This window comes from Geodermatophilus sp. SYSU D00742 (genome assembly GCF_054049935.1).
In genome coordinates this window covers 19,856-44,571 of sequence record NZ_JBJGYJ010000006.1, presented here as the reverse complement: position 1 = coordinate 44,571, position 24,716 = coordinate 19,856, and the positions used below count along the sequence as shown (strand labels likewise).

28 protein-coding genes and 1 tRNA gene are annotated in these 24,716 nt (G+C 74.6%); 16 read left to right on the top strand and 13 right to left on the bottom strand.

Translation table 11 applies throughout. From position 1 onward, the window contains the following. Nucleotides 1-60: 60 nt before the first annotated feature. The gene (locus ACI78V_RS05955; RefSeq protein WP_456849867.1) at nt 61-1,656 is read right to left on the bottom strand and encodes an MFS transporter; all 1,596 of its coding nucleotides are present in this window, start codon (nt 1,654-1,656) and stop codon (nt 61-63) included. Nucleotides 1,657-1,743: 87 nt separating this feature from the next. Between ACI78V_RS05955 and ACI78V_RS05950 the strand changes: the two genes are divergently transcribed. The 5 genes from ACI78V_RS05950 (at nt 1,744) to serB (ending at nt 7,608) form a co-directional block, all read left to right on the top strand. Further along, nucleotides 1,744-2,247, top strand: coding sequence for a metallophosphoesterase family protein (locus ACI78V_RS05950; protein ID WP_456849865.1), 504 nt, complete (start codon nt 1,744-1,746; stop codon nt 2,245-2,247). Next, nucleotides 2,244-3,473, top strand: coding sequence for an MFS transporter (locus ACI78V_RS05945; RefSeq protein WP_456849863.1), 1,230 nt, complete (start codon nt 2,244-2,246; stop codon nt 3,471-3,473). The genes ACI78V_RS05950 and ACI78V_RS05945 overlap by 4 nt, the downstream gene beginning before the upstream one ends. 29 nt (nt 3,474-3,502) lie before the next feature. Then, on the top strand, nt 3,503-4,336 hold the full coding sequence (locus ACI78V_RS05940) for a putative RNA methyltransferase (RefSeq protein ID WP_456850057.1): 834 nt from the start codon (nt 3,503-3,505) through the stop codon (nt 4,334-4,336). 127 nt (nt 4,337-4,463) lie between these two features. Continuing rightward, complete coding sequence (gene ctaD / locus ACI78V_RS05935; protein ID WP_456849861.1) at nt 4,464-6,221, top strand: aa3-type cytochrome oxidase subunit I; 1,758 nt, start codon at nt 4,464-4,466, stop codon at nt 6,219-6,221. A gap of 112 nt (nt 6,222-6,333) precedes the next feature. Then, nucleotides 6,334-7,608, top strand: coding sequence for a phosphoserine phosphatase SerB (serB, locus tag ACI78V_RS05930; protein ID WP_456849859.1), 1,275 nt, complete (start codon nt 6,334-6,336; stop codon nt 7,606-7,608). Between the two features lie 192 nt (nt 7,609-7,800). On the opposite strand, the gene ACI78V_RS05925 is transcribed toward serB, so the two are convergent. Beyond that, a complete protein-coding gene (locus ACI78V_RS05925; protein ID WP_456849857.1) occupies nt 7,801-8,376 on the bottom strand; it encodes an isochorismatase family protein in 576 nt (191 codons plus the stop codon). Nucleotides 8,377-8,390: 14 nt separating this feature from the next. Continuing rightward, nucleotides 8,391-9,674, bottom strand: a complete 1,284-nt coding sequence (locus ACI78V_RS05920) for a nicotinate phosphoribosyltransferase (RefSeq protein ID WP_456849855.1) — start codon at nt 9,672-9,674, stop codon at nt 8,391-8,393. 66 nt (nt 9,675-9,740) lie between these two features. On the opposite strand from ACI78V_RS05920, the gene clpS reads away from it, so the two are divergent. Continuing rightward, complete coding sequence (gene clpS / locus ACI78V_RS05915; protein ID WP_456849853.1) at nt 9,741-10,037, top strand: ATP-dependent Clp protease adapter ClpS; 297 nt, start codon at nt 9,741-9,743, stop codon at nt 10,035-10,037. Between the two features lie 10 nt (nt 10,038-10,047). After that, a complete protein-coding gene (locus ACI78V_RS05910; RefSeq protein WP_456849851.1) occupies nt 10,048-10,545 on the top strand; it encodes a DUF2017 family protein in 498 nt (165 codons plus the stop codon). Here ACI78V_RS05910 and ACI78V_RS05905 read toward each other — a convergent pair. Next, nucleotides 10,484-10,840 carry a hypothetical protein gene (locus ACI78V_RS05905; RefSeq protein ID WP_456849849.1) on the bottom strand — a complete coding sequence of 119 codons (357 nt, stop codon included), beginning with the start codon at nt 10,838-10,840 and terminating at the stop codon, nt 10,484-10,486. The genes ACI78V_RS05910 and ACI78V_RS05905 overlap by 62 nt on opposite strands. Before the next feature lie 127 nt (nt 10,841-10,967). On the opposite strand from ACI78V_RS05905, the gene ACI78V_RS05900 reads away from it, so the two are divergent. From ACI78V_RS05900 to ACI78V_RS05880, 5 genes are all read left to right on the top strand, one after another. Then, entirely contained in the window at nt 10,968-11,441 is a 474-nt protein-coding gene (locus ACI78V_RS05900; protein ID WP_456849847.1) for a Mov34/MPN/PAD-1 family protein, read from the top strand. Between the two features lie 162 nt (nt 11,442-11,603). After that, entirely contained in the window at nt 11,604-11,882 is a 279-nt protein-coding gene (locus ACI78V_RS05895; RefSeq protein ID WP_436693918.1) for a ubiquitin-like small modifier protein 1, read from the top strand. A gap of 48 nt (nt 11,883-11,930) precedes the next feature. Further along, on the top strand, nt 11,931-12,881 hold the full coding sequence (locus ACI78V_RS05890) for a PLP-dependent cysteine synthase family protein (RefSeq protein WP_456849845.1): 951 nt from the start codon (nt 11,931-11,933) through the stop codon (nt 12,879-12,881). A 72-nt stretch (nt 12,882-12,953) separates the two neighbouring features. After that, the gene (locus ACI78V_RS05885; RefSeq protein ID WP_456849843.1) at nt 12,954-13,694 is read left to right on the top strand and encodes an MBL fold metallo-hydrolase; all 741 of its coding nucleotides are present in this window, start codon (nt 12,954-12,956) and stop codon (nt 13,692-13,694) included. Nucleotides 13,695-13,831: 137 nt separating this feature from the next. Next, nucleotides 13,832-14,785: a DNA polymerase domain-containing protein gene (locus ACI78V_RS05880; RefSeq protein ID WP_456849841.1), complete on the top strand. Its 954-nt coding sequence runs from the start codon at nt 13,832-13,834 to the stop codon at nt 14,783-14,785. A gap of 85 nt (nt 14,786-14,870) precedes the next feature. Here the strand turns inward: ACI78V_RS05880 and bcp are convergent, their stop codons facing one another. Both bcp and ACI78V_RS05870 read right to left on the bottom strand, forming a co-directional pair. Then, the gene (gene bcp, locus ACI78V_RS05875) at nt 14,871-15,371 is read right to left on the bottom strand and encodes a thioredoxin-dependent thiol peroxidase (protein WP_456849839.1); all 501 of its coding nucleotides are present in this window, start codon (nt 15,369-15,371) and stop codon (nt 14,871-14,873) included. A gap of 63 nt (nt 15,372-15,434) precedes the next feature. After that, a complete protein-coding gene (locus ACI78V_RS05870; protein ID WP_456849837.1) occupies nt 15,435-15,839 on the bottom strand; it encodes a YjbQ family protein in 405 nt (134 codons plus the stop codon). A gap of 57 nt (nt 15,840-15,896) precedes the next feature. Here ACI78V_RS05870 and rph point away from each other — a divergent pair, with 57 nt between their 5' ends. Then, the gene (gene rph / locus ACI78V_RS05865; RefSeq protein ID WP_456849835.1) at nt 15,897-16,652 is read left to right on the top strand and encodes a ribonuclease PH; all 756 of its coding nucleotides are present in this window, start codon (nt 15,897-15,899) and stop codon (nt 16,650-16,652) included. Then, a complete protein-coding gene (gene rdgB, locus ACI78V_RS05860) occupies nt 16,649-17,260 on the top strand; it encodes an RdgB/HAM1 family non-canonical purine NTP pyrophosphatase (protein ID WP_456849833.1) in 612 nt (203 codons plus the stop codon). The genes rph and rdgB overlap by 4 nt, the downstream gene beginning before the upstream one ends. 49 nt (nt 17,261-17,309) lie before the next feature. Here the strand turns inward: rdgB and ACI78V_RS05855 are convergent, their stop codons facing one another. The 6 genes from ACI78V_RS05855 to ACI78V_RS05830 form a co-directional block, all read right to left on the bottom strand. After that, a complete protein-coding gene (locus ACI78V_RS05855; RefSeq protein WP_456849831.1) occupies nt 17,310-17,843 on the bottom strand; it encodes a hypothetical protein in 534 nt (177 codons plus the stop codon). 32 nt (nt 17,844-17,875) lie between these two features. Next, a complete protein-coding gene (locus tag ACI78V_RS05850; protein ID WP_456849829.1) occupies nt 17,876-18,496 on the bottom strand; it encodes a TasA family protein in 621 nt (206 codons plus the stop codon). A gap of 155 nt (nt 18,497-18,651) precedes the next feature. Next, the gene (locus tag ACI78V_RS05845; RefSeq protein ID WP_456849827.1) at nt 18,652-19,197 is read right to left on the bottom strand and encodes a TasA family protein; all 546 of its coding nucleotides are present in this window, start codon (nt 19,195-19,197) and stop codon (nt 18,652-18,654) included. Nucleotides 19,198-19,446: 249 nt separating this feature from the next. Next, nucleotides 19,447-20,025: a hypothetical protein gene (locus ACI78V_RS05840; protein WP_456849825.1), complete on the bottom strand. Its 579-nt coding sequence runs from the start codon at nt 20,023-20,025 to the stop codon at nt 19,447-19,449. Continuing rightward, nucleotides 20,022-22,076 (bottom strand): glycosyltransferase, encoded by a 2,055-nt coding sequence (locus ACI78V_RS05835; protein WP_456849823.1) that lies wholly within the window; start codon nt 22,074-22,076, stop codon nt 20,022-20,024. Before ACI78V_RS05835 ends, ACI78V_RS05840 begins: the two co-directional genes overlap by 4 nt. A gap of 299 nt (nt 22,077-22,375) precedes the next feature. Next, nucleotides 22,376-22,456 (bottom strand) — tRNA-Leu (locus ACI78V_RS05830). A 121-nt stretch (nt 22,457-22,577) separates the two neighbouring features. On the opposite strand from ACI78V_RS05830, the gene ACI78V_RS05825 reads away from it, so the two are divergent. Next, nucleotides 22,578-22,808: a DUF3618 domain-containing protein gene (locus ACI78V_RS05825; protein WP_456849821.1), complete on the top strand. Its 231-nt coding sequence runs from the start codon at nt 22,578-22,580 to the stop codon at nt 22,806-22,808. 23 nt (nt 22,809-22,831) lie between these two features. Here the strand turns inward: ACI78V_RS05825 and ACI78V_RS05820 are convergent, their stop codons facing one another. Continuing rightward, nucleotides 22,832-23,455, bottom strand: a complete 624-nt coding sequence (locus ACI78V_RS05820) for a TetR/AcrR family transcriptional regulator (protein WP_456849819.1) — start codon at nt 23,453-23,455, stop codon at nt 22,832-22,834. A gap of 125 nt (nt 23,456-23,580) precedes the next feature. Between ACI78V_RS05820 and ACI78V_RS05815 the strand changes: the two genes are divergently transcribed. Continuing rightward, entirely contained in the window at nt 23,581-24,693 is a 1,113-nt protein-coding gene (locus ACI78V_RS05815) for an EAL domain-containing protein (RefSeq protein ID WP_456849817.1), read from the top strand. Nucleotides 24,694-24,716: the final 23 nt, after the last annotated feature.

Here is a 24,716-nt window from a genome sequence, read left to right as displayed (position 1 = left end):
GCGGTCCCACCGTGTCGCCGGCAACGACCCCGTGACCGACGTCGGTCGGGGGGGTGGACCTCAGCCGACGTGGACGACGGTGTCGCCCTCGGCGGGGAGGTCCTCCTTGGTGGCCTTGATGAGCACCGCGGAGACCAGTGCGCCGAGCACCAGCAGCGCGGAGGCCCACGTGAAGGCCGTCGTGTACCCCTCCACCTGGGCCGTGAGGCCGAGGGTCGGGTCCTGCGGGTCCCCGCCCGAGGTCAGCGCGTCCGCGGTGTAGGCGCTGATGGCGCCCACCGACAGCGAGGCCAGGACGGCGGTGCCGATGGACGCGCCGACCTGCTGCGTGGCGTTGAGCATGGCGCTGGCCGCCCCGGCGTCGTGCGCGCCGGCGCCGACGAGCGCCAGGTTCGACAGCGGCACGAAGGTGAAGCCGAGGCCGAGGCCCAAGAGCAGCTGGCCGGGGAAGGGCAGCTGCCAGAAGCCCGTGTCCAGGCCGACGAAGGACAGCGTGAACAGCCCGGCGGCGGCGAGCAGCCCACCCAGGACCATGAGCGGCTTCGGCCCGATCCGCGGCACCAGCGCGCTGGCCGCGCCGGCGGAGACGAGGACGCCGAGCGTGGTCGGCAGCGAGGCGAGGCCGGCGACGACCGGCTCGTAGCCGAGCACCTGCTGGAAGTACAGGCTCAGGAAGAAGAACGCCCCGATGAGCCCGGCGCCCACCAGCGTCGAGGTCAGGTAGGCCCCACCGCGGTTGCGGTCGAGGACGATGCGCATCGGGAGCAGTGGGTTGCGGGTGCGCAACTCCAGCAGGACGAACAGCGCCACGAGCACGAGACCGGCGACGATGAACACCCAGGCGGGCCCGTCGGTCCACCCGCTGTCGGGCGTGACCAGCGTGGGCGTGCCCTGCGCGGCCGCCCGCGCGTTGGCCTCCGCGGCCTCGACGGAGTTCGTCTGCGACGCCTCCGCGACGCGGGTGAAGCCGTAGACGATCGAGGCCAGGCCGAGGGTGACGAGCACCGCGCCGGGGATGTCGTAGCGGGTGTCGCCGGGGGCCTTGCTCTCCGGGACGATCGGGACGGCCAGCACGACGGCCAGCAGCGCCACGGGCAGGTTCACCCAGAAGCACCAGCGCCAGTCGGCGTACTCGGTGAGCACACCGCCCAGCAGCAGGCCGACCGCGGAGCCGCCGCCGGCGATGGCGCCGTAGACGCCGAAGGCCCTGGCCCGTTCCCTGGGGTCGGTGAACAGGACGGTGAGCAGCGCCAGCGACGCTGGGGCCAGCAGCGCGCCGAAGACGCCCTGCAGCGCCCGGGCGGCGAACAGCATCCCCTCGTTCTGCGCGATGCCGCCGAGGGCGGAGGCGATGGCGAAACCGGCCGCGCCGACCAGGTAGGTGCGCTTGCGGCCCCAGAAGTCGGCGATGCGGCCGCCGAGCAGCAGGAAGCCGCCGAAGGTGAGCGTGTAGGCGGTGACGATCCACTGCTGGCTCGCCGCGGTGATGCCCAGGTCGGTGGAGACCGCCGGCAGCGCGATGTTCACGATGGTCGCGTCGAGGATGACCAGCAGGACGGTCATGGCGATGACCCCCAGGGCCAGCCACCGCCTCGGGTACGGCTCCTCGCCGATGTGGCCGGCGCCGGAGGCGCGCGTGGACGTGGGGTCGGTCATGGGTGTCCTTCGGGGGTCGTGCGGGAGCGGACGGGGACGGCACCGTCGTCGGGCGCTGGCAACCTAGCCGCCTGCGAGCATGGGCACGTGCCGGTTTCGCTGGTGTTCATCTCCGACACGCACGTCCCCAAGCGCGCGCGTGACCTACCTCATCCCGTGTGGGCCGCGATCGAGGCCGCGGACGTCGTCGTGCACGCGGGGGACTGGGTGGACGTCGCGCTGCTCGACCGGCTCGAGGAACGGTCCCGCCGGCTGGTCGCGGTCCACGGCAACAACGACCACGGGGCACTGCGCGAGCGGCTGCCCGAGGTGGCCCGCGCCCAGATCGAGGGGATCCGCCTCGCCGTCGTCCACGAGACCGGCGACAGGAAGGGCCGGGAGGCCCGCTGCGCCGCCCGGTTCCCCGACACCGACCTGCTCGTCTTCGGGCACAGCCACATCCCCTGGGACACCACCGCCGACACCGGCCTGCGGCTGCTCAACCCCGGGTCGCCGACCGACCGGCGTCGCCAGCCGCACGGCACGTTCGTCACCGCCGTGGCGGCGCACGGCGCGCTCCACGACGTGACGTTCCACCCGGTCCCGAGGTGACGGGGGAGGACGCCGCCGCGCGCTGGCGCCATCTCGCCGTGGGCCTGGTCGGCCTCGTCGCCGCCTGCGCCGCCCAGAGCGGGCTGCCCTTCCTCACCGTGGCGCTGCGGGCCCAGGGGCTGAGCCTGGCCGCGATCAGCCTGCTGGTCAGCGCGCCCGCCGCGGGACTCGTGCTGACCCTGCTGGCCTGGGGTGCCCTCGCGGACCGGCACGGCGAGCGGCTCGTGCTGACCACCGGCCTGGCGATCGCCGCGGCCGCGCTCACCGGTGCGTCGCTGTCGGGGACGCCGGTCGGCCTGGGGCTGTGGCTGCTGCTGGCCGGGGCGGGCAGCGCCTCGGTGCACGCGGCCAGCGGGCGGCTGGTGCTCGGCTGGTTCCCCGCCCGCCGGCGGGGCCTGGCGATGGGGATCCGGCAGATGGGGCAGCCCATCGGCGTCGGCCTGGCGGCGCTGGTCCTGCCGCGGCTGGCCGACGGCGGCACCGGTGGGGCGCTCGCCTCCCTCGCCGCCGGGTGCGGGCTCGCCGCCGTCCTGATCGGCGTGCTGGTCCGCGACCCGGCGCGACCGGAGCCGGCGGCCGGTGGCCCCCGCGCCGCCTCGCCCTACCGGTCGCCGGTGCTGTGGCGGGTGCACGCGGCCAGCACGCTGCTCGTCGTCCCCCAGTTCGTCGTGGCCGCCTTCGCCTTCGACTACCTGGTCCGGGAGGGCGGGTGGGCGGCGACCTCCGCCGGGACGCTGCTCGCCGTCACCCAGCTCGGCGGTGCCGCCGCCCGGCTGGGGGCCGGCGCGTGGTCGGACCGGGTGGGCAGCCGGCTCGGCCCGCTCCGTTCGACCGCCCTGGCCGGCGCCGTCGTCGGCGCCCTCCTCGCGGCGGTCGCCGCCCTGACCCCGACGGTCCTGGGCCCCGCCGCGGCCGCGGTCGCCGTGGTGCTGGCCGCGGTGGTCACGGTGAGCCCCAACGGTGTGGCGTTCACCTCGGTGGCCGAGCAGGCCGGCACCGGCTGGGCCGGCCGCGCCCTGGGCGCGCACAACACCGCGCAGAACGTGGCCGCCGCGGCGACCGTGCCGCTGGTCGCGCTGCTCGTCGAGAACGGCCCCGGGTACCCCGCCGCGTTCGCCGTGGGCGCCGTCGCCGCCGCCCTCGCCGTCGGCGTCGTGCCCGGCCGGGCCGCGGAACGCCGCGGGACCCCGGCCTCGCGGCGCGACGACGTGGTGCCGGCCCGGTGAGCGCCCGCCGGCCGTGGCCCGCGCGCGCCGTGGAGCTGCTGGCCTGCCCGGCGTGCGGCGCGCCGGTGGACGCCCTGCCGGGCGACGCCGGCCTGCGGTGCTCCGCGGGCCACGCGTTCGACCGCGCCCGGCAGGGACACGTCACGCTGCTGCCGCCGGGTCACGTGCCGCCGTCGGGTGACACGGCGGAGATGGTCGCCGACCGGGTCGCGTTCCTGGCCGCCGGGCACTACGCCGGCATCACCGGCGCCCTGGCCGACGCCGTCGTCGCGGGGGACGACGGCCCGCCGGCGACCCTGCTGGACCTCGGCGGCGGCACGGGGCAGCACCTGGCCGGGGTCCTCGACCGGCTGCCCGACGCGGTCGGTGTGGTCCTGGACTCCTCCCGGTACGCGGCGCGGCGGGCGGCCGGCGCCCACCCGCGGGCGGTCGCCGTCGTCGCCGACACCTGGACGCGGCTCCCCGTGCGGGACGCCGCCGTCGGCCGGGTGCTCGTCGTCTTCGCCCCGCGCAACGGGCCCGAGACCGCCCGCGTGCTGCGCCCGGGCGGACGGCTGGTGGTCGTCACCCCGGCCGACGACCACCTGGCCGAGCTGGTCGAGCCGCTGGGGCTGCTGCGGGTGGACCCGGACAAGTCGCGGCGCCTGGCCGCGACCCTGGAGCCGCACCTGCGGCCGGTCGCCACGGCCGGTCACCGGGAGCGGATCGAGCTGGACCGGGCCGCGGTCACCACCCTTGTCGGCATGGGCCCGCACGCCCGGCACCTGACGCCGGGCGCGCTGGCCGCCGCCGTCGCCCGGCTCCCGGAACGGTCGGCGGTGACCGTGTCGGTGGACGTGACCAGCTGGGTGCGGACCGGCTGAGCGCTCCGGTCCAGGTCACGGTTCCGCAACGGCGGCGGCCGCGGCAGCGGGCGCCCGGGCTCGGGCCCCCGGCGCGCCCCCACCGTCGACAGGAGGCTCCGCCGGGGCACCGTCTAAGCTCGCGGCCGTGACGATCGCACCGGCGCCGATCGTGAGCCGGCCGAGCCCGGCTCGCGAGGTCGAGAAGGGTTCGCGGCTCTCGAATCTGCTGCGGACCACCGACCACAAGACCATCGGCCTCATGTACCTGGCCACCTCGTTCGCATGGTTCCTGCTGGGCGGGCTGATGGCCATGCTCATCCGTGGGGAGCTGGCCCAGCCGGGTCTGCAGTTCCTCTCCCCGGAGCAGTACAACCAGCTGTTCACCATGCACGGCACGGTGATGCTGCTGATGTTCGCGACGCCGCTGTTCTTCGCGTTCGGCAACCTGATCATGCCGCTGCAGATCGGCGCCCCCGACGTCGCGTTCCCCCGGCTGAACGCCTTCTCGTACTGGCTGTTCCTGCTCGGGTCGATCGTGGCCCTGTCCGGCTTCCTGACCCCCGGTGGCGCCGCGGACTTCGGCTGGACGGCCTACACGCCGCTGTCCGACGCGACGAACTCCCCGGGTGCCGGCGGGAACCTCTGGATCACCGGCCTGGCCGTCAGCGGTCTGGGGACGATCCTCGGTGGCGTCAACTTCATCGCCACGATCGTCTGCCTGCGCGCCCCGGGCATGACGCTGTTCCGGATGCCGATCTTCACCTGGAACGCGCTGGTCACCAGCGTGCTGATCCTGCTGGCCTTCCCGATCCTCACGGCCGCGCTGCTGGCCCTGCTGGCCGACCGGAACCTCGGCGCGCTGATCTACTCGGAGGAGAACGGCGGGCCGCTGCTGTGGCAGCACCTGTTCTGGTTCTTCGGCCACCCCGAGGTCTACATCATCGCGCTGCCGTTCTTCGGCATCATCACCGAGATCATCCCGGTGTTCAGTCGCAAGCCGCTGTTCGGCTACAAGGGCATGGTCTTCGCCACCCTGGCCATCGGTGGCCTGTCGCTGACCGTGTGGGCGCACCACATGTACGCGACCGGCGCGGTGCTGCTGCCCTTCTTCGCCTTCCTGACCTACCTGATCGCCGTGCCGACCGGCATCAAGTTCTTCAACTGGATCGGCACCATGTGGCGGGGTCAGCTGACCTTCGAGACGCCGATGCTGTTTTCCGTCGGCTTCATGGTCACCTTCCTGCTGGGCGGTCTCACCGGCGTCCTGCTGGCCTCGCCGCCGCTGGACTGGCACGTGTCCGACAGCTACTTCGTCGTCGCGCACTTCCACTACGTGGTCTTCGGCACCGTGGTGTTCGCGGCCTACGCCGGGATCTACTTCTGGTTCCCGAAGATGTGCGGCCGGATGATGGACGAGCGGCTGGGCAAGCTGCACTTCTGGCTGACCTTCATCGGCTTCCACGGCACGTTCCTCGTCCAGCACTGGCTGGGCAACGAGGGCATGCCGCGCCGCTACGTCAACTACCTGCCCACCGACGGGTGGACCACGCTGAACACGGTCTCGACGATCTTCTCGTTCGTGCTCGGCGCCTCGACGATCCCGTTCCTCTACAACGTCTTCAAGTCCTGGCGGTTCGGGGCCCTCGCGGTGCGCGACGACCCCTGGGGCCACGGGAACTCGCTGGAGTGGGCGACGTCGTCCCCGCCGCCGCGGCACAACTTCACCGAGATCCCGAAGATCCGCTCGGAGCGGCCGGCGTTCGAGGCGCACTACCCGCACCTGCTCGAGCGTCTCCAGCAGGAGGCACACGCCGGCAAGCGGCACGAGCCGTACGGCGGGGTCAGCAACGTGGGCCTCACCGAGGGCCGGCGGCAGGGGCCGAACGACCCCGACCCGAGCTGAACGACCCCCAGGGCACACCACGACGACGCCCCGTCGGCCACCCGGCCGGCGGGGCGTCGCCGCGTCCGGGGCGGGCCACGGGCGCCGCACACCGGTGGGGCACGATGGCGCCGTGCCGCACCACCCCACCCTCCCGACGCCGTCCGACCCCTTCCCCGCGGACCCCCGCGCGCTGCTGACCGTCACCGGGGTGGACCACCCGGGCGTGACCGCGCGGCTGTTCACCGCCCTCGCCGAGGCCGGGGACGGACGGCGGGCGATCGAGGTGGCCGACGTCGAGCAGGTCGTGGTCCACGGTCAGCTCGTGCTGGGTGTGGAGGTCACCGCCGTCGCGCTGGACGGCGGTCCGCCCGTGGACCGGGCGGCGTTCCTGGCGCGGCTGGGCCGCCTGGGGGCCGACGTCGCCGAGGCGACCGGCATGCAGGTGCAGGTGGACCCGATCGACGAGCAGGACCGCCCGACCGGCCGGGCGCACCACGTGATCGTGCTCGGCCGTCCCGTCCCGCCCGCCGCGGTGGCCGGTGCGGCCTCGGCGATCGCCGGCATCGGCGGCAACATCGACGCCATCCGCCGGCTGTCGGACTACCCCGTCACCAGCTTCGAGCTCACCGTCAGCGGTGCCGAGTCCACCGAGCTGCGCACCGCCCTCGCGTCCGTGGCCGCCGCCACCGGTGCCGACATCGCCGTGGAGCAGGTGGGCCTGGCCCGCCGCAGCAAGCGGCTGATCGTGCTCGACGTCGACTCCACGCTCGTCCGTGGCGAGGTCATCGACGAGCTGGCGGCCCGCGCCGGGCGCGCCTCGGAGGTCGCCCGCATCACCGCCGCGGCGATGAACGGCGAGCTGGACTTCGCCGAGTCGCTGCGGGCCCGGGTCGGCGCCCTCGCCGGGCTGCCGGTCTCGGTGCTCGACGAGGTGCGCGAGCACCTGGTGCTCACCCCGGGCGCGCGGACCCTCATCCGGACGCTCAAGCGGCTCGGCTTCCGCTGCGGCATCGTCAGCGGCGGCTTCACCCAGATCACCGACCCGCTCGCCGCGGAGCTCGGGCTGGACTTCGCCGCCGCCAACACCCTGGAGGTGGCCGACGGGCGACTCACCGGTGGCCTGGTGGGGGAGATCGTCGACCGGGCCGGCAAGGCGCGCGCGCTGGCCCGCTTCGCCGACGAGTACGGGATCCCGCTGGACCAGACGGTGGCGGTGGGGGACGGCGCGAACGACCTGGACATGCTCAACGCCGCCGGGCTGGGCATCGCCTTCAACGCCAAGCCCTACGTCCGCGAGCAGGCGCACACCGCGCTGAACCAGCCCTACCTGGACGCCGTCCTGCAGGTGCTCGGCTTCACGCGCGACGAGGTGCTCGACGCGGTACCCGCGTCGTCCTCCCGGTGACACGGTCGTCCTCCGGACGAAATCGCGGCCGGGTGCCGTCCCCGACCGTCGCTGAGCAGCTGCCCGTGTCCTGATCGGGGGACCCTCCGGGCCCCCGCGACCGGTCCGCACGGTCGGCTGCCGTCCCCGGTCGTGGCGCGTCCGTCGCGGCTCCGGCCGCCGGCCGGCCGGCCGGGTACCGCGCCGAGGTCCTCAGCCGGCCCGGTGCACCGAGCCCTCGAGCTCGACGCCGGCGGCGCGGAGGTGGTCGAGGGCGGCCGCGGTGGTCTCCGGCGCGACGCCGGCGGTCAGCGGCAGCAGCACGCGGGTGGTGAAGCCCTCCCGGACGGCGTCCAGTGCGGTGGCGCGGACGCAGTGGTCGGTGGCGATGCCGACGACGTCCACGGCGTCGACGTCGTGACGGCGCAGCCAGTCCGCCAGCGGCACCCCGTCGGCCCGGCCCTCGAAGCCGGAGTAGGCGGCGGCGTACTCGCCCTTGTCGAACACCGCCTCGAGGGGTTCCCGGTCCAGGCGGGGGTGCAACTCCACGCCGCCGGTGCCGACGACGCAGTGCCGGGGCCAGGTCTCGACGAAGTCCGGCGCCTCGGCGAAGTGACCGCCCGGGTCCACGTGGTGGTCCCGGGTGGCCACCACGTGGGCGTAGTCGCCGGCGTGCCGGTGGACGTGCTCGGTGATCGCACCGGCCACCGCCTCGCCGCCGGCCACGGCGAGGCTGCCGCCCTCGCAGAAGTCGTTCTGCACGTCGACCACCACCAGTGCGCGGGTCATCCTGGAGCCCTCCCTCAGGCCGTCACCGTCTCGATCGCGCAGTCGCCGCGCGACAGCGCCCACGCCTCCTGGGGCAGCGCGGCGCGCACCCGCTCGTGGTGCGCCCTGGCCGCGGCCAGGGCCTCCCGCGGCGACGCCGGGTCACACACCCGGCCCCCGCGCACGAGCTCCACGACCAGCTGCCGGTCGCCGTCCTCGGGGGTGATCGGGCCGCTGCAGACCACCTCGGCGGTCGCCGTCCCGTCGGCGTCGTGCCGGCGGACGGCGTGCTTGCGGCCGCCCACGGAGTTCTTGCCCTCGGACCTCTTCGCCACCGGGACGCCGTCGCGCTCCACCAGCTTGTAGACCATCCCGGCCGTCGGGGCGCCGGAGCCGGTGACCAGGGACGTGCCCACGCCGTAGCCGTCGACCGGTGCGGCCATCAGGCCCGCGATCGCGTACTCGTCGAGGTCGCTGGTCACGATGATCCTCGTCTTCGTGGCGCCGAGGTCGTCCAGCAGCTGCCGGGCGTGTGTGGCCAGCGTGGGCAGGTCTCCGGAGTCCAGCCGGATCGCGCCGAGCTCCGGGCCGGCCACCTTGATCGCCGTCCGGATGCCCTGGTCGACGTCGTAGGTGTCGACCAGCAGGGTGGTGCCGACGCCGAGGGCGGCGACCTGCGCGCGGAAGGCGGCGGCCTCGTCGTCGTGCAGGAGGGTGAAGGCGTGCGCGCTGGTGCCCGCGGTCGGGACGCCGTAGCGGCGGCCGGCCTCCAGGTTGGAGGTGGCGCCGAACCCGACCAGGTGGGCGGCGCGGGCGGCGGCGACGGCGGCCTGCTCGTGGGTGCGCCGGGAGCCCATCTCGATGCAGGGCCGCTCGCACGCGGCGGCGACCATGCGCGCGGCGGCCGAGGCGATCGCGCTGTCGTGGTTGAGGACCGACAGGATCAGCGTCTCCAGCAGCACGCCCTCGGCGAAGGAGGCGCGCACGGTGAGCACCGGGGAGCCGGGGAAGAAGAACTCCCCCTCGGCGTAGCCCTCGACGTCCCCGCTGAAGGAGAAGCCGGCCAGCCAGTCCAGCAGCCGGGCGTCGGTGAGCCCCTGGTCCCGCAGGGTGGCGAGGTCCTCGTCGGAGAAGTGGAACCGGGGCAGCTCCTCCAGCAGCCGGCCGGTGCCGGCGACGACGCCGTACCGGCGGCCGTGCGGCAGGCGGCGGGCGAAGACCTCGAAGACGCAGTCGCGGTGGGCGGTCCCGTCGGCGAGGGCGGCGGCGACCATCGTGAGCTCGTACCGGTCGGTGAGCAGAGCAGGACCCGTCGGCATGGCACCGGAGCGTAGGCGGCTGCGCCGGGCGCGACCCGTCGGGCGGCGGCGTCCTAAGGTGGGGGGGTGGGCGGACCACTTGCGCCGACACGGACGCCGGAGACCACGGTCGAGGAGCGCGGCGACCTCGACCGGCCCTGGGTGACCATCGTCTGGGACGACCCGGTCAACCTCATGACGTACGTGACCTACGTGTTCCAGGAACTGTTCGGCTACGACGAGGCGACGGCGACCGCGCTCATGCTCGAGGTGCACCACGAGGGCAAGGCGATCGTGAGCTCCGGCCCCCGCGAGCGGATGGAGCACGACACCAACCGGCTGCACGCCTACGGGTTGTGGGCCAGTTTCCAGCGGGACACGTGAGCGGGCCCGCGTGAAGCCCTTCCGCCGCCGCGGCGACGAGCTCGTGGCCCGGTTCGACGAGGCCGAGGTGAGCATCGTCGGCCTGCTGCTGGACCAGCTGGAGCAGCTGCTGGACGCCGACGCGGCCGACGCCGGTTCCGACCCCGTCCTCGCGCGGCTGTTCCCCGAGGGGCACCGCGGTGACCGGCAGCTGGCCGACGAGTACCGGGAGCTCACCCGGGACGCGCTGGCGTCGGGCAAGGGCGACGACCTGGCCACGGTGCGGGCCACGCTGCCCGCCGACGGCGGCGCCGTCCGGCTGGACACCGACCAGGCACAGGCCTGGCTGCGCACCACCAACGACCTGCGCCTGGCGATGGGCACCCGGCTCGGGATCGAGGCCGACAGCGAGCCGCCGGAGGACCTCTCCTCCGAGGAGGGCCAGCAGCTGGCGGTCTACTACTGGCTCACCGGCGTCCAGGGCTCACTCGTCGACGCGCTCGTCGCCGGTCGCGCCGGCCGAAGGTGAGCAGGACCAGCGCCACGAGCAGCGCGTCGAGGACGAAGAAGACGTAGACCATCCCGTGCAGCTCGACGCCGCGGACCGCCGCACCGATCGTCGAGACCAGCACGACCGCCGAGAGCGCGGAGACCAGCAGCAGCACCAGCGCGCGCAGCGCGACGAGCAGCGCCAGCGACGCCCGGTCGGCCGCGGCGTCGCTGCTGTAGTGGCCGCTGCGCCGCCCCACCCCGCCGAGCCCGAGGGTCAGCGCCGGGGGCGCCATCAGCAGGACGCCGACGGCGACGAGCAGGGAGGACACCACGGGGAGGACCGTATCGGGCGGCCGTGCGGCGACCGCCCCGAGCCGGTGACGTACCGGAACGGCCGCCTGCGGGGCCCGCCGTGAGCCCGCGAGCGGTGCGAGCAGGGGGGCCTCCTAGACTGGGGCCGTGCTGCGCATCGACCGCGCGACCTACGACGCCATCGTGGCCCACGCCCGGGAGGACCACCCGGACGAGGCCTGTGGCGTCGTCGCCGGCCCCGAGGGCAGCGACCGCCCGCAGCGCTTCATCCCGATGCTCAACGCCGCGCGGTCGCCCACGTTCTACGAGTTCGACTCCGGGGACCTGCTGCGGCTGTACCGGGAGATGGACGACCGGGACGAGGAGCCGGTGGTCATCTACCACTCGCACACCGCCACCGAGGCCTACCCCTCGCGGACCGACATCGCCTACGCGTCCGAGCCCAACGCCCACTACGTGCTCGTCTCCACGCGGCACCACGGCGAGCAGACCGGGCTGGCCGGCGACGAGGTCGAGTTCCGCAGCTTCCGTATCGTCGACGGCGAGGTGAGCGAGGAGGACGTCGAGGTCGTCGAGTCCTACCTGTTCGGCCACTCACCGACGACGGTCGTCTACGACTGAGAGAGGGCCCCGTCCTCCCACCCCCCGGAAGCCCGGGGCGGTGTCCGGGACGGGGCCCCGAGGAATGCCCCGCGGTGAGCGGGCGTTCCCCCGTCCAGACGCACGACCCGCCGCCTGCCGGCGGGCCCGCCATCCCCCCGCTCCAGAGGAGAACAGCACGCCATGGCCATCGAGGTCCGGATCCCGACCATCCTGCGCACCCACACCGGCGGCAACAAGACCGTCGAGGGCACCGGTGACACCCTGGGCGCGCTCGTCGACGACCTCGACGCCAAGCACCCCGGCCTGAAGAACCGCCTCGTCACCGAGGAGGGCAAGCTGCACCGCTTCGTCAACGTCTACGTCAACGACGAGGACGTCCGCTTCACCGGTGCGCTCGACACCCAGGTCAAGGACGGCGACTCCGTCACGATCCTCCCGGCGGTCGCCGGCGGCTGCTGAGCGCCCGCTCGGCGTCCGCCCCCACCCGTCTCCCGGAAGAGCACCCCGATGGCCCGCTTCGCCTCCCTCGTCGACTCGCTCGGCAACACCCCGCTGGTGGGGCTGCCGAGCCTGTCGCCGGCCCCTGACGTCCGGCTGTGGGCCAAGCTGGAGGACCACAACCCCACCGGCTCCATCAAGGACCGCGCCGCGATCTCGATGATCGAGGCGGCCGAGAAGGAGGGGAAGCTCAAGCCGGGCGACACCATCCTCGAGCCGACGAGCGGGAACACCGGGATCTCGCTGGCGATGGTGGCCCGGCAGCGGGGCTACCGGCTGATCTGCGTCATGCCGGAGAACACCTCGATCGAGCGGCGTCAGCTGCTGGAGATGTACGGCGCCCAGATCATCAGCTCCCCGGCGGCCGGCGGCTCCAACCAGGCCGTCGCCGTGGCCAAGGGGCTGGCCGCCGAGCACGACGACTGGGTGATGCTCTACCAGTACGGCAACCCGGCCAACGCCGAGGCGCACTACACCGGCACCGGCCCGGAGATCCTCGCCGACCTGCCGTCGATCACGCACTTCGTCGCGGGCCTCGGCACGACCGGCACGCTCATGGGGGTCTCCCGCTACCTGCGGGAGAAGAAGCCCGAGGTGCGGGTGATCGCCGCCGAGCCCCGCTACGGCGAGCTGGTCTACGGGCTGCGCAACATCGACGAGGGTTTCGTGCCGGAGCTCTACGACCCGGAGTTGCTGGACTCCCGGTTCAGCGTCGGTCCCCAGGACGCCGTCCGCCGGACCCGCCAGCTGGTCGAGCAGGAGGGCATCTTCGCCGGCATCTCGACCGGCGCGATCCTGCACGCCGCGCTGGGCATCGCGGACAAGGAGGTGGCGGCCGGACGCCGGGCCGACATCGTCTTCATCGTCTGCGACGGCGGCTGGAAGTACCTGTCCACCGGTGCGTACGCCGGCACGCTGGAGGAGGCGACCTCCGCGCTGGAGGGCCAGCTCTGGGCGTGAGCGCCGTCTCCCCGGGCCGCCCGCTAGCCTGACCCGCGTGCCTGGGACAGTCGACCGGCCGCGGGACACCGCGTGAGGCTCACGATCGTCGGCTGCTCCGGCAGCGGGCCCGGGCCGCAGTCGCCCGCGTCCTGCTACCTCGTGGAGCACGACGGCTTCCGGCTGCTCCTCGACCTCGGCAACGGCTCCTTCGGCTCCCTGCAGGGGCTGGCCGACCCGGCGACGGTCGACGCGGTCTTCCTCTCCCACCTGCACGCCGACCACTGCCTGGACGTCGCGCCCTTCGTCGTCTGGCACCGCTACTCCGGTCGCTCCACCCGGCAGCTGGTGCCGATGTACGCCCCGGTCGGCGCCGAGCGCCGGCTGGCCCTGGCCTACGACATGGACGGCGAGGGGCTCACCGACGTCTTCGACTTCATCCCCGTCGGCGCCGGCCGGCTGGAGCTGGGGCCGTTCACCGCCGAGCTGGCCCGGACCGCGCACCCCGTCGAGTGCTACGCGATCCGGCTGACCGCCGGCGGCCGGTCCCTGGTCTACACCGGGGACACCGGCGCCAGCGACGCCGTGGTCGAGCTGGCCCGAGACGCCGACGTCCTGCTGGCCGAGGCCGCGCACCCCGACGTCCCGGGGCTGCCGCCGGCCCTGCACCTGAGCGGCCGGGAGGCCGGTGAGCACGCCGCCGCGGCCGGGGTCGGCCGGCTGCTGCTCACCCACGTGCCGCCCTGGATCGACCGCGAGGCCCAGCTGTCCGACGCGCGCGCGGTGTTCACCGAGAGCGCGCTCGTGGAGCCCGGCGCCACCTACGACGTCTGAAGGGGCAGGGCGGGTCGCACGACCGGCCGCGCCGGTCGGGCCGGGTCCCGGCCGGCGGTCGACGGCCGGCCAGGACCCGCTGCGCTGAGCCAGGACCTCCCCTTGCCGGGGCGTGCGCGGCCGGGCACGGTGGGCCGGTGGTCGACGACGAACGGGACGGCGTCCGGCTGACCAGCCTGGACGCGCCACTGGGTGACGGGCTCGGCGTGACCAAGGGCGATCTGGTCGACCACCTGGATGCGTTCGCCGACCGGCTCGTCCCGCTGCTCGCCGGCCGCCCGCTGTCGGTGGTGCGGGTGCGCCCGGGGCAGCAGCCGTTCATGCAGCGCAACGTCGCCAAGGGCGCCCCGGAGTGGGTGCGCACCGTCGCGGTGTGGTCCCAGGGCGCGCACCGCGAGGTGCACCAGGTGCTCTGCGACGACCGGCGGACCCTTTTGTGGCTGGCCAACCAGCGGGCGGTGGAGTTCCACGTGCCGTTCGTGCCGGCCGGCGGGGAGGAGCCGACGGGGATCGTCCTGGACCTCGACCCACCCGAGGGGGCCGGGTTCGAGGTGGTGGTGCGCGCGGCGGAGCTGGTGCGCACCGCCCTCGCCGATGCGGGGCTGGCCGGGGCGGTGAAGACCAGCGGCTCCAAGGGCGTGCACGTCGTGGTGCCGGTGCGCGGCGCCCACGCCGACGACGCCGCCGCCGCGACCCGGGCCCTGGCGGCGCGGGCCGAGCGGCTGGACCCGGAGCTGGCGACGACGGCCTACATCAAGGCCGACCGGCACGACCGCGTCTTCCTCGACTCCACGCGGTCGTACTCCTCGACGATCGTCGCCGCCTACAGCCCGCGGGTGCGCCCGGGCCTGCCGGTGTCGGCGCCGGTGGCGTGGGAGGACCTCCCGGCGGTGCGCCCGGGCGAGGTCACCGTCCGGACGGCGGGCGAGCGGCTGGGGGACGGCGACCCGTGGACGGCGCTGCTGCCGGACCCGCAGGAGCTGCCGGGCGACCTGGTCGCCGAGGGGCACACCATCCCGGTCGCGCGGGTGCAGGCGATGCACGAGGGGCGCCGCCGGGCCCGCGCCCGTCGCGCCGACGAGGGGGACTGACACCCCGGCGCACCGTCCACCGGGGGTGCTGCCGTCCACGGCCGCCGGGCCGGCCGGGTCACGGGCCGGCCCGGGGGTGGCGGTGTCAGCCCAGGCCCAGCTCCCGGCGCAGCTTGGCGACGTGCCCGGTGGCCTTGACGTTGTAGGAGGCCTTCTCGATGCGGCCCTCGGCGTCGACGATGAAGGTCGAGCGGATCACGCCGACGACCTCCTTGCCGTAGAGCTTCTTCGGCCCGAACGCGCCGTAGGCCCGCAGCACCTCCTTGTCGACGTCGGAGACCAGCGTGATGCCCAGGCCCTCCTCCTCGCGGAAGCGCAGCAGCTTCTCCGGCGGGTCGGGGGAGACGCCGATGATGTCCAGCCCCGCCTCGGCGAGCTCGCCGGCGGCGGCGGTGAAGTCGACGGCCTGGGTGGTGCACCCCGGGGTGAGGGCGGCCGGGTAGCAGTAGACGATCACCCGGCGTCCGCGGTGGTCGGCGAGGGAGACCGGGTTGCCGTCCGCGTCGGGCAGCGTGAACCCCGGCGCCGGGTCGCCGGGGGCGAGGCGGACGGGGGCCGTGTCGGTGCCGCTGTCGGTGTCGGTCATGCCCGGCATCCTGCCGTGCCCGTCCCACGCCCCTCCACGGGGAGCACCCCGCGCGGAGGAGGGTCAGCCGGGGAGGAACGACAGCCGCACGTGCCGCTGCGGGTTGTCGGTGTTCGTGTCGACGAAGCAGATCCGCTGCCAGGTGCCCAGCTGCAACCGTCCCTCCAGCACCGGGACGCTCGCGTGCGGCGGGACGAAGGCGGGCAGCACGTGGTCGCGGCCGTGCCCGGGGCTGCCGTGGCGGTGCCGCCAGCGGTCGTCGCGGGGGAGGAGGACGTCCACCTGGGCCAGCAGGTCCTCGTCGCTGCCCGACCCCGTCTCGATGATCGCCACCCCGGCCGTCGCGTGCGGCACGAACACGTGCAGCAGTCCGTCGCCCTCGGCGCGCACGAAGTCGGCGCACTCGTCGGTGAGGTCGACGACGGTGGGCACGCCGCCGGTGCGGACCGCTCGCAGCTCCGATCGCATGCGGTGATCCTGCCCGGCCCGGTCGGTGGGCGCCCTGCCGCACTACCCTCGGCCCCCGTGACGGCGACACCCGCGAAGACCCGCGACGACGGTCGGGCGGCCGACCAGCTCCGCCCCGTGACGATCACCCGCAGCTGGCTGGACCACGCCGAGGGGTCGGTGCTCGTGGAGTTCGGCCGGACCCGCGTGCTGTGCGCGGCCAGCGTGACCGAGGGGGTGCCGCGCTGGCGCAAGGGCTCGGGGCTGGGGTGGGTGACCGCCGAGTACTCGATGCTGCCGCGGGCCACCCACACCCGCAGCGACCGCGAGTCGGTCAAGGGCCGCATCGGGGGCCGCACCCACGAGATCAGCCGGCTGATCGGCCGGTCGCTGCGCGCCTCGATCGACCTCGCCGCGCTGGGGGAGAACAGCATCGCCATCGACTGCGACGTGCTGCAGGCCGACGGCGGCACCCGGACCGCGGCGATCACCGGTGCCTACGTCGCGCTCGCGGACGCCGTCTCCTGGCTGGGTGCCCGCCGGAAGCTGGCCCGGCCCCGGGCGGTGGTGCAGTCGGTGGCCGCGGTGAGCGTGGGCGTGATCGACGGGCAGCCGCGGCTGGACCTCGCCTACGAGGAGGACGTGCGCGCCGGCACCGACATGAACGTCGTGTGCACCGGGGACGGCAGCTTCGTGGAGGTGCAGGGCACCGCGGAGAACGGCGTCTTCGACCGGACGACGCTCGACGCGCTGCTGGACCTGGCGGTGGCCGGCTGTGCCGAGCTGACCCGCCTGCAGGCCGAGGCGCTGGCCCGGCCCGTGGGCGCCCGGTGAGCACCCGCCTGCTGCTGGCCACCCGCAACCCGGGCAAGCTGGCCGAGCTCCGGCGGCTGCTGCACTCCGCCGTCCCGGGGGTGGAGGTCGTCGGCCTGCGGGACGTCGAGGAGTACCCCGAGGCGCCCGAGACCGGCGTGACGTTCGCGGAGAACGCGCTGCTCAAGGCCCGCGAGGCGGTCCGGTACACGGGCCTGCCCGCGGTGGCCGACGACTCCGGGTTGACCGTGGACGCGCTCAACGGCATGCCGGGGGTGCTGAGTGCCCGGTGGTCGGGCCGGCACGGGGACGACGAGGCCAACACCGCGCTGCTGCTGGGCCAGCTGGCCGACGTCCCCGACGAGCGGCGGGGCGGGGCGTTCGTCTGCGCGGCCGCCATCGTGACGCCGGGTGGCGCCGAGCGGGTGCTGGAGCGCTCCTGGCGCGGCCGCGTCGTCCGGGAGGAGCGCGGCAGCAACGGGTTCGGCTACGACCCGGTGTTCCAACCCGACGGGCTGGAGCTCACCGCGGCCGAGCTGACCCCGGCGGAGAAGGACGCGCGCAGCCACCGTGGTCAGGCCTTCTCGGCGCTGGTCCCCCTGATCGCCGAGCTCCTCGGGCCCCGCTGACCGCACCCGGCGGGAGCCCCCGCCGGCTCGGCCCCGGCGACGACGCCGCTCACTGCGGGACGGCGGCGCCGTCCGTGGTGGTCGTGGAGTCGGTGGGCGCCGAGGTCGTCGTCTCCGCCGGAGCCGGGGCCGGCTCGGGCGCCGCGGTGGGGGTCGGAGCCGGAGGACACGTCACCGGCGACGTCGGGGCCGAGACCCCGGTCCACGTCGTGTTCGTGAGGGTCTCGACGACGAAGGTGCCCGTGCCGTCGACGGCGGCCTGGTCGGCGACCACGGTGACCGTGGTGACCGAGGTGGCGGTGTCCCGCACGACGGGGGAGGACAGGCCCGGGCTGGTCAGGGTGACGCGGTAGCCGGTGCGCCGCGCGTTGGTGCTGCCGGTCCAGGACACCGTCATGGACGCGGACACGCCGTCGCAGGTCGTGGCCACCGTGACGTTCGTGGGCGGAGCCACGGTCGCGGTCGCCACGCTGCCGCTGTGGTTCTCCACGTCCTCGAACAGCGCCTGCGCCGGGACCGCGGCGACGGCGACGGCGGCGGCGGTCGCGGCGGTGAGCAGCAGGGTCCGTCGGATCGCGGTCATGGTCGTTCCTCCCGGGTGGCCGATGTCACGGGTCAGCGCGCCTGACCGGCGACCTGGGTGCCGGTGAAGGTCAGGTTCACGGTCGACGACAGCCTCTGGAACCGGTTGTCGGCGGACGTCGGCAGGGAGATCGCGAAGACGAAGTGGTCCCTGCCCTGCGGCGCCAGGCTGGCGGGGGAGCTCAGCGTGTACGTACCGCTGATCGGCCCGTCGTGCAGGGTCGACTCGGTGCCCGGGCAGCTGTAGGTCGGCGCCGACGACGTCCCGCCCTGCGTCCAGGCCGCCGAGCACGTGCGGACCGACAGCCGCAGGCCGTTGACCGTGTCGGTGGTGAGCAGGTTCGACGTGCCGGCCGTGATGGCCAGCCGCACGGAGGACAGCGCCGGGGCCCCGGTGTTCACCAGGTCGACCGCGCGTGTCATCGAGTCACCGGGCACGAAGTTGCTGACACTGGCGGGGATCGGCACGGCGCCGCTGGGCTGGACGAGGTCCAGGCCGAGGGTGGCCGTCTGCACGGTCGTGGTCAGCGCGGGGGTCCTGTCGGTGAAGGCGCCGTAGGTGCCGAGGCCGGCCACCGCAGCGGCCGCGCCGATGACGGCGAGGGACGCGAGGATCTTGCGCACCGTCTGGTGACGGCGGGCGCTGGTGCTCACGTCCTCACCTCCTCGGTCGGTCGCGGGGCCGGGGCTCTCCCGGCGACGGGGTCCACGATGCGGGGTCGGCCGCACGATCCCCGCCCGGTCGGCGCAAGGAATCCGCAAGGACCCGACCTCGGGTCGGGTCCCCGGCTCCGCCTCGACGAGCACCGTCACCGGACCCGGCCCTCCACCTGCTGGGCGCGGAAGGCGAGGCCGAGGGAGGCCTGCAGACCCTGGAAGCGGTTGTCCGCCGTCGCCGGCAGGGAGACGGTGATGAGCAGCTGTGCTGCGCTGCTCAGAGTGCCCAGACTCGTGAGCGTGCTGTCGGTCAGGAAGGGCCCCGAGTAGACCGTGTACGCCGAGTTGTTGCCGCAGGTGAACGTCGGCGCCGAGGCGCTACCGCCCTCGGTCCACCGCTGGCTGCAGTAGGTCAGGGTCAGCTGCAGGCCGTTGACCGGGTCGGTGGTGAGCAGGTTCGGGGAGGTGGCCGACGTGGTCAGTCGGACACCGCCGATGGCGGCGCCGCCCTCGTTCTTGAGTGCGATGTCCTGGCTGACCGAGCTGCCCGGGTAGAAGCCGGTGCCGCTGAACGGCACGGGGGGCCCTCCGGGGGTGCTCAGGCTGATGTCGATCCTGGCTGCGCCGATGTTCGGGCTGGTCGTCGCCGGGTCGGTGAACAGACCGAACGTGCCACCACCGGCCAGGGCAGCGGACACGCAGAGCACAACCAGCGCGCCCAGGAGGGCGCCGCCCCGTCGGGGGACACGCCGGCGCACCTGGTCGATCCCCACGGTGCCTCCCGGTCGGACCTCGGTCCCCGGACCTCCCGGGGACGCGTCCGACTCTGGCGTGGCCGCCGCAGCGTCAGCGCCCGGGTTCCGCAAGGAACCCGCAAGAAGGCCCAGCCGGAGCCGGCCGCCCCCTCCTGCGCGGTCCGCGCCGGTCACATCGACGTCCGCCATGGCTCAGCGCTCCGCCACCCAGCCGACGAACCACAGCGACACCGCCGTGATCGACGGCGGGAAGGCCAGCACCACGAACGCCGCGAACGCCCGGTCCGGCCGGAAGGTGAGCCGCCGGCGCGGGCCGGTGACCCGGTGCCGGCCGGTGAGCGGCAGCGCGGTGCGCGCCACGGCGGCCTCCTCACCCGCGGTCAGCGCCACCGAGCGGGCGGCCTGCCAGGCCTCGACGCGCGCCCAGCCCGGTGCGACCCCGCAGAGCAGGGCCAGCAGGGCCGCCCCGCCGAGCACGGGCAGCAGGCCGACGACACCGAGCGGCAGCAGGCCCGCGGCGGCAGCACCGACGGTGAAGCCGGCGACGGTGACCGCGGCGAGGCAGAAGACGGCCCCGAAGGTCACCATGAGGATCGCGTATCCGGGGAGCAGGGCCTCGACCCACGAGTTGCCCATGAGCAGCATCAGCGGGATCTCGGCGGCGAGCACCAGGCCGCAGACGCCGAAGACCCGCCGCAGGTCGACCCGCGGCGGGCGCACCGCCCAGGTCTCCTCCGGCCGGCCGGTCGCCGGCAGCTGGGTCGTGGTCACGACTGCACCTCCGGTGCGATGTCGGTCCAGGCCAGGCGGCCGTGGCCGTCGGCGGCCGCGTGGCGGCCGGCGCCCGCCGGCGCCCGCGTCGGCGCCTGGGAGCGCGTCGCCTCCGCGGCCGCGGCGGCCGGCGCCCCCGGGCCCTGGACGTGGGCCGAGAGCCCGTGCCGGGTCTTCTCCCAGTAGAAGGGCCTGGTCAGCAGCTGCCAGGCGGCCTTGTACGACGCGACGGAGTGCAGCAGCCAGTAGAACGGTGACAGCAGCGCGAAGGGCACGAGGTCGTAGCTGCGCCGCTTGAAGCCGGCGAGCAGCGACAGGTAGATGATCACGCCGTTGCCGAACAGCAGGTTGGCCAGGCTGACCAGGGTCAGCCACTCCGGCAGGTCCGGCACGATCACGCCGGGCAGCAGCAGGTCGGCGAGGAAGAGCGCGTACAGCCACGGGGTGACCAGGAACACCAGCGGCGTGCCGCCGATGAGCAGCGCGAAGCCGAGGGTCTGCCGCAGTCCGACCGTGCGCACCAGGCGCACGGGGTGCCGCGTGTGCACCAGCACCGTCTGCATGTAGCCCTTGATCCAGCGGCTGCGCTGCCGGATCCAGTTGCCGACGGCCATGTTGGCCTCTTCGTAGGTCGTCGAGTTGACGACCGCGACGCGGTGCCCGCGGGCCGAGGCGCGGATGCCCAGGTCGGCGTCCTCGGTGACGTTGTACGGGTCCCAGCCGCCGAGCCGGCGGAGCAGGTCGGTGCGGAAGTGGTTGCTCGTGCCGCCCAACGGGATCGGCAGCCGCAGCTTGTCCAGGCCGGCCAGCGTGTAGTCGAACCACGAGGAGTACTCGAGGGTGAACATGCGGGTCAGCAGGTTCTCCCGGGCGTTGAAGTAGTTCAGCGCGGCCTGCACGCACACCAGGTCCTCGCCGCCCTTGCGGAAGGCGATCAGCGACTTCTTCAGCTGGTCGGGGTCCGGGCGGTCCTCGGCGTCGTAGATGACGACGAACTCGCCGCGGGCGAAGGCCAGGCCGACGTTGCACGCCCGCGGCTTGGTCCTGGGCAGCGAGTGCGGGACGACGACGATGCGGACGAGGTCCGGGGGCGCGGCGGCGAGTGCGGCGCTCAGCGTCTCGGGGTCGTCCTCCTCCAGCAGCAGCAGGATCTCCAGCTTCTCCCGCGGGTAGTCCAGCGCGGCGAGGTTGCGCATGAGGAGGCCGACGATGCCGGCCTCCTGGTAGACCGGCACGAGGATCGTGTACCGGGGCAGGTCGGTGTCCCGCAGCGCCGCGACCTCGCCGTCGGTCACCTGTTCGACGGTCTCGTAGGCGGTGCCCACGGTGCTGATCAGCGCCTTCGTGCCGACGGCGAGGGCGAGGGCGACGTTCACGACGGTGACCAGCCAGGACACCGTGGCCGAGGACCACAGGACCGCGCAGACGGTCGTGCCGACGGCCAGGGTGGCCCCGAGGGCGACCTGCGGCCGGACGAAGACCCTCGAGGCCGACTCGTCGGGACGCCGCTCGGCCAGGGAGCGCACCGCGTCGTGCACGAGCTCGTCGCGCCAGACGGTGCGCAGCGCGCGCTGCACGTCCCAGTCGGTGGTGACCACCTGGCGCACCCGCTGGATGCCGGTGCGCCGCACGACCTCCTGCGCGACGTGCGCCGACGGGCGGCCGGCGGTGGCGACGACGACCTGCGGCTCGCCGTCGGCGTCCTGCTCCACCTGCAGCGGTACCCACACCTCGCGGGCGAGCACCGCGGAGGGGAACAGCCGTGCCAGGTCGGGGTCGACCTCGACGGGGTCGACGAACGTCATGTCCGCGCCCCACACGTCGGCGAGGGCCACGTACAGCTGCCGGCGGGTCACCAGGCCGCGGGCGAGGAGCACGGCACCGAGGGGTTCGCCCACCAGCTGGTGCTGGCGGAGCGCGTCGGCGAGCTGGGTCCGGGTCAGCACACCCTGCTCGACGAGGACGTCCCCCAGCCGGCGCTCGCGGGGCGGCAGGGCCGCGCCGGGTGCCGTCGGGGCGGAGGTCACCGCCGGCGAGGAGGGGAGTGTCACGGGAAGGGAGTCGGTACGTCGGGAACCCGGGTCGAGCGGGGGCTGCCGGTCGTCACCCGGACGGGTGAGTCAGCCGGCGACCGGGGCGACCCCCGGCCGGACGCCGGGTGCGGCAGGGGTTCCGGGAACTCGTCGGCAGGTGCGGCCCGGGGCCGGAGTGCTCCGGTGCGACCACGACCCGATCGGGGGACGGACGGGCCGTCCGGGGGTGCCGCCGGGCGGCGCGGGACCACCCGCGGCGGCCCCTGGTCGCTGTCGCTGCTGCCGATCCCCCCGGCACCGCACACGGCGGGGCGACGTGCGGGAGGGGGGAGTCGAACCCCCACGCCCGAGGGCACCAGATCCTAAGTCTGGCGTGGCTGCCGTTACACCACTCCCGCTCGGGGGCCGAGTCTAGGAGGCCGCGGTCCAGGGGGGAGCCGGGGCGGCGGATCGCCCGTGCGGGTGCGCCCGACCGACGGGAACGCGCTGGACCGCGCCGCGTCTGGCAGGCTGTCGCCCGTGCCTCGCGACCCTCGACAGATCCAGCTGGAGATCGACGCCGCCCGTGAGTCGCTGGCGGCCACCCTGGACCAGCTGGTCTACCGGAGCAGCCCGCAGCGCCTCAGGGCCAAGGGGCAGGCCGCCGTCCAGCACTTCCTGCAGACGCCGGCCGGCATGGCCGCCGTCGGCGCGCTGGGCCTGCTGGTCACCCTCGTCGTCGTCCAGAAGGTCCGGCACCGCGACGACTGACCCGCCGCCGCGCGGCGGGAGGCTCAGGCCTCCGGCCGCGCGTTGGCGATCAGCGGCAGCACCACGACCTCGAGCACGCGCTCGACGTACGCGTCGTCCACCGGCTCACCGGTGAGCAGCCACCGCTGCACGATCAGCGCGCTCGTGGCCTCGGCGGTCACCGACTGCGCCAGCCCCGGGCGGACCTCGCCGCGGGCCTCGGCGCGCGCCCACATCTGCGCGTAGGCGGACCGCCACACCGCCAGCGGGCCGGAGCGGAAGGCCTCGACCAACGCCGGCTGGTGCTGCATCGCCGGCAGCAGGGAACGGATCGCCGCACCGGCGGCGCTCGAGGTGGCCCGGGCCACCTGGTGCATCAGTGCGCGCAGGTCGCCCTCGATGGTGCCGGTGTCGGCGGGCACGGCCATGACGCGGCTCATGTCGGCGATCGTGTCCACGACCAGGTCCTGCTTGGTCCGCCAGCGGCGGTAGATCGTCGCCTTCCCGACGCCCGCCTCGGAAGCGACGGCGTCCATCGTCAGCGCGGCGTACCCGACCTCGGCCAGCAGCCGCAGGATGGCCGCCCGGATCACCTCGTCGCGGCTGGGATCACGCGGGCGTCCGCCCCGGGTGGACCGCGGCGGATCCGTCATCTGTGGTGCGACCATGGGGCTGACCTTAGACATTCAAGTTGATGACGCCCGACAGGCGTGCAACGTGTTCGGAAGTGGAGGGGTTCCGCGTGCCCGCGCGCCTGTCCGCCCCCGCGGGTCGGCTCGGTCATCCTGCTGGCGTGGTGCACACCGACGGCAGGGCCCGACGCCGGGAGTACTGGCACGTCCCCGGGCACGCCGGCCGGGTGCTCCTGGGCAGCACGGACGGGGACCTGCTGGCGGAGGTGGCCCGCGCCGCGCGTGCGGCCGGACTCGTGGTGGCCGGCGGACCGGACCTGCTCGACCTCACCGACGAGGACGGCGGCCGCGGCGTCGACCGCCTGTTCCGGCGGCTCGCCCGGGAGCTGACCACCGCCGAGGCCGAGCACGTGCGCGTCGCGACCGACCCCCCGGCCCAGGGACCGGCGCTGACCGCCCGGCTGCTGAGCGCGCCGACGCTCGCCGTGGAGCTGGCCCGCCGCGGGGTGACCGCCGAGATCGGCGTCCTCGCCGAGGCCGAGCTGTGGTCGGTGTACCAGCCGATCGTCCGCCTGTCCGACCGGTCGGTCGTCGCCCACGAGGCCCTGCTGCACGGCCTGGTGGACGGCCGGGAGGTGGGCGGTGAGGACCTCTTCTTCGTCGCCGAGTCCGCCGGCTGGCTGCCGCGGCTGGACCGGATCGGCCGGGAGTCGGCCATCGCCGGAGCGGCTCCCTGGCTGGGCCACGCGGACCTGTTCGTCAACTCCGACCCGGCGTCGGTCGTCCGCCCGCAGGCCAGCCTGGCCTCCACCGAGGCGGCGCTGCACGAGGCCGGCATCGAGCCGGGCCGGCTGGTCGTGGAGGTGGGGGAGGCGTCGGCCGTCGCGGACCGGGGCCACCTGCTGTCGGTGCTCGAGCACTACCGCTCGCTGGGCTGGCGGGTCGCCCTGGACGACGTCGCAGCCGGCTGGTCGAGCCGCTCCCTGCTGTCCACCGTGCGCCCGGACGTCGTCAAGCTCGGCAGGGCCCTGGTGCAGGCCCTGCCCGACGAGGGCGCGCGGACGATGGTGCGGTCGGTGGCCGAGCTGGCCCACCGGCTGGGCGCGCACGTCGTCGCCGTGGGCGTGGAGAGCGAGCAGGTGGCCGAGGAGGTCACCGACCTGGGCGCCGACCTGGGTCAGGGCTGGTTGTTCGGGCGTCCGGTCCCGCCGCCCCCGGCGGGGCACGGGACGGCCGTCCGCCGCGCTCCGGCCGCCCGGGTGCCCGCCCGGTGATCGTCGGCTGACCACTCCCGCAG

Excerpts from the sequence above, each read along its gene's own strand:
- ACI78V_RS05820 (WP_456849819.1), bottom strand. The coding sequence starts at position 23,455 with ATGGTCGCACCACAGATGACGGATCCGCCGCGGTCCACCCGGGGCGGA.
- bcp (WP_456849839.1), bottom strand. The coding sequence starts at position 15,371 with ATGACCGACACCGACAGCGGCACCGACACGGCCCCCGTCCGCCTCGCC.
- ACI78V_RS05955 (WP_456849867.1), bottom strand. The coding sequence starts at position 1,656 with ATGACCGACCCCACGTCCACGCGCGCCTCCGGCGCCGGCCACATCGGC.
- ACI78V_RS05895 (WP_436693918.1), top strand. The coding sequence starts at position 11,604 with ATGGCCATCGAGGTCCGGATCCCGACCATCCTGCGCACCCACACCGGC.
- ACI78V_RS05890 (WP_456849845.1), top strand. The coding sequence starts at position 11,931 with ATGGCCCGCTTCGCCTCCCTCGTCGACTCGCTCGGCAACACCCCGCTG.
- ACI78V_RS05920 (WP_456849855.1), bottom strand. The coding sequence starts at position 9,674 with ATGCCGACGGGTCCTGCTCTGCTCACCGACCGGTACGAGCTCACGATG.
- ACI78V_RS05855 (WP_456849831.1), bottom strand. The coding sequence starts at position 17,843 with ATGACCGCGATCCGACGGACCCTGCTGCTCACCGCCGCGACCGCCGCC.
- ACI78V_RS05870 (WP_456849837.1), bottom strand. The coding sequence starts at position 15,839 with ATGCGATCGGAGCTGCGAGCGGTCCGCACCGGCGGCGTGCCCACCGTC.
- ACI78V_RS05925 (WP_456849857.1), bottom strand. The coding sequence starts at position 8,376 with ATGACCCGCGCACTGGTGGTGGTCGACGTGCAGAACGACTTCTGCGAG.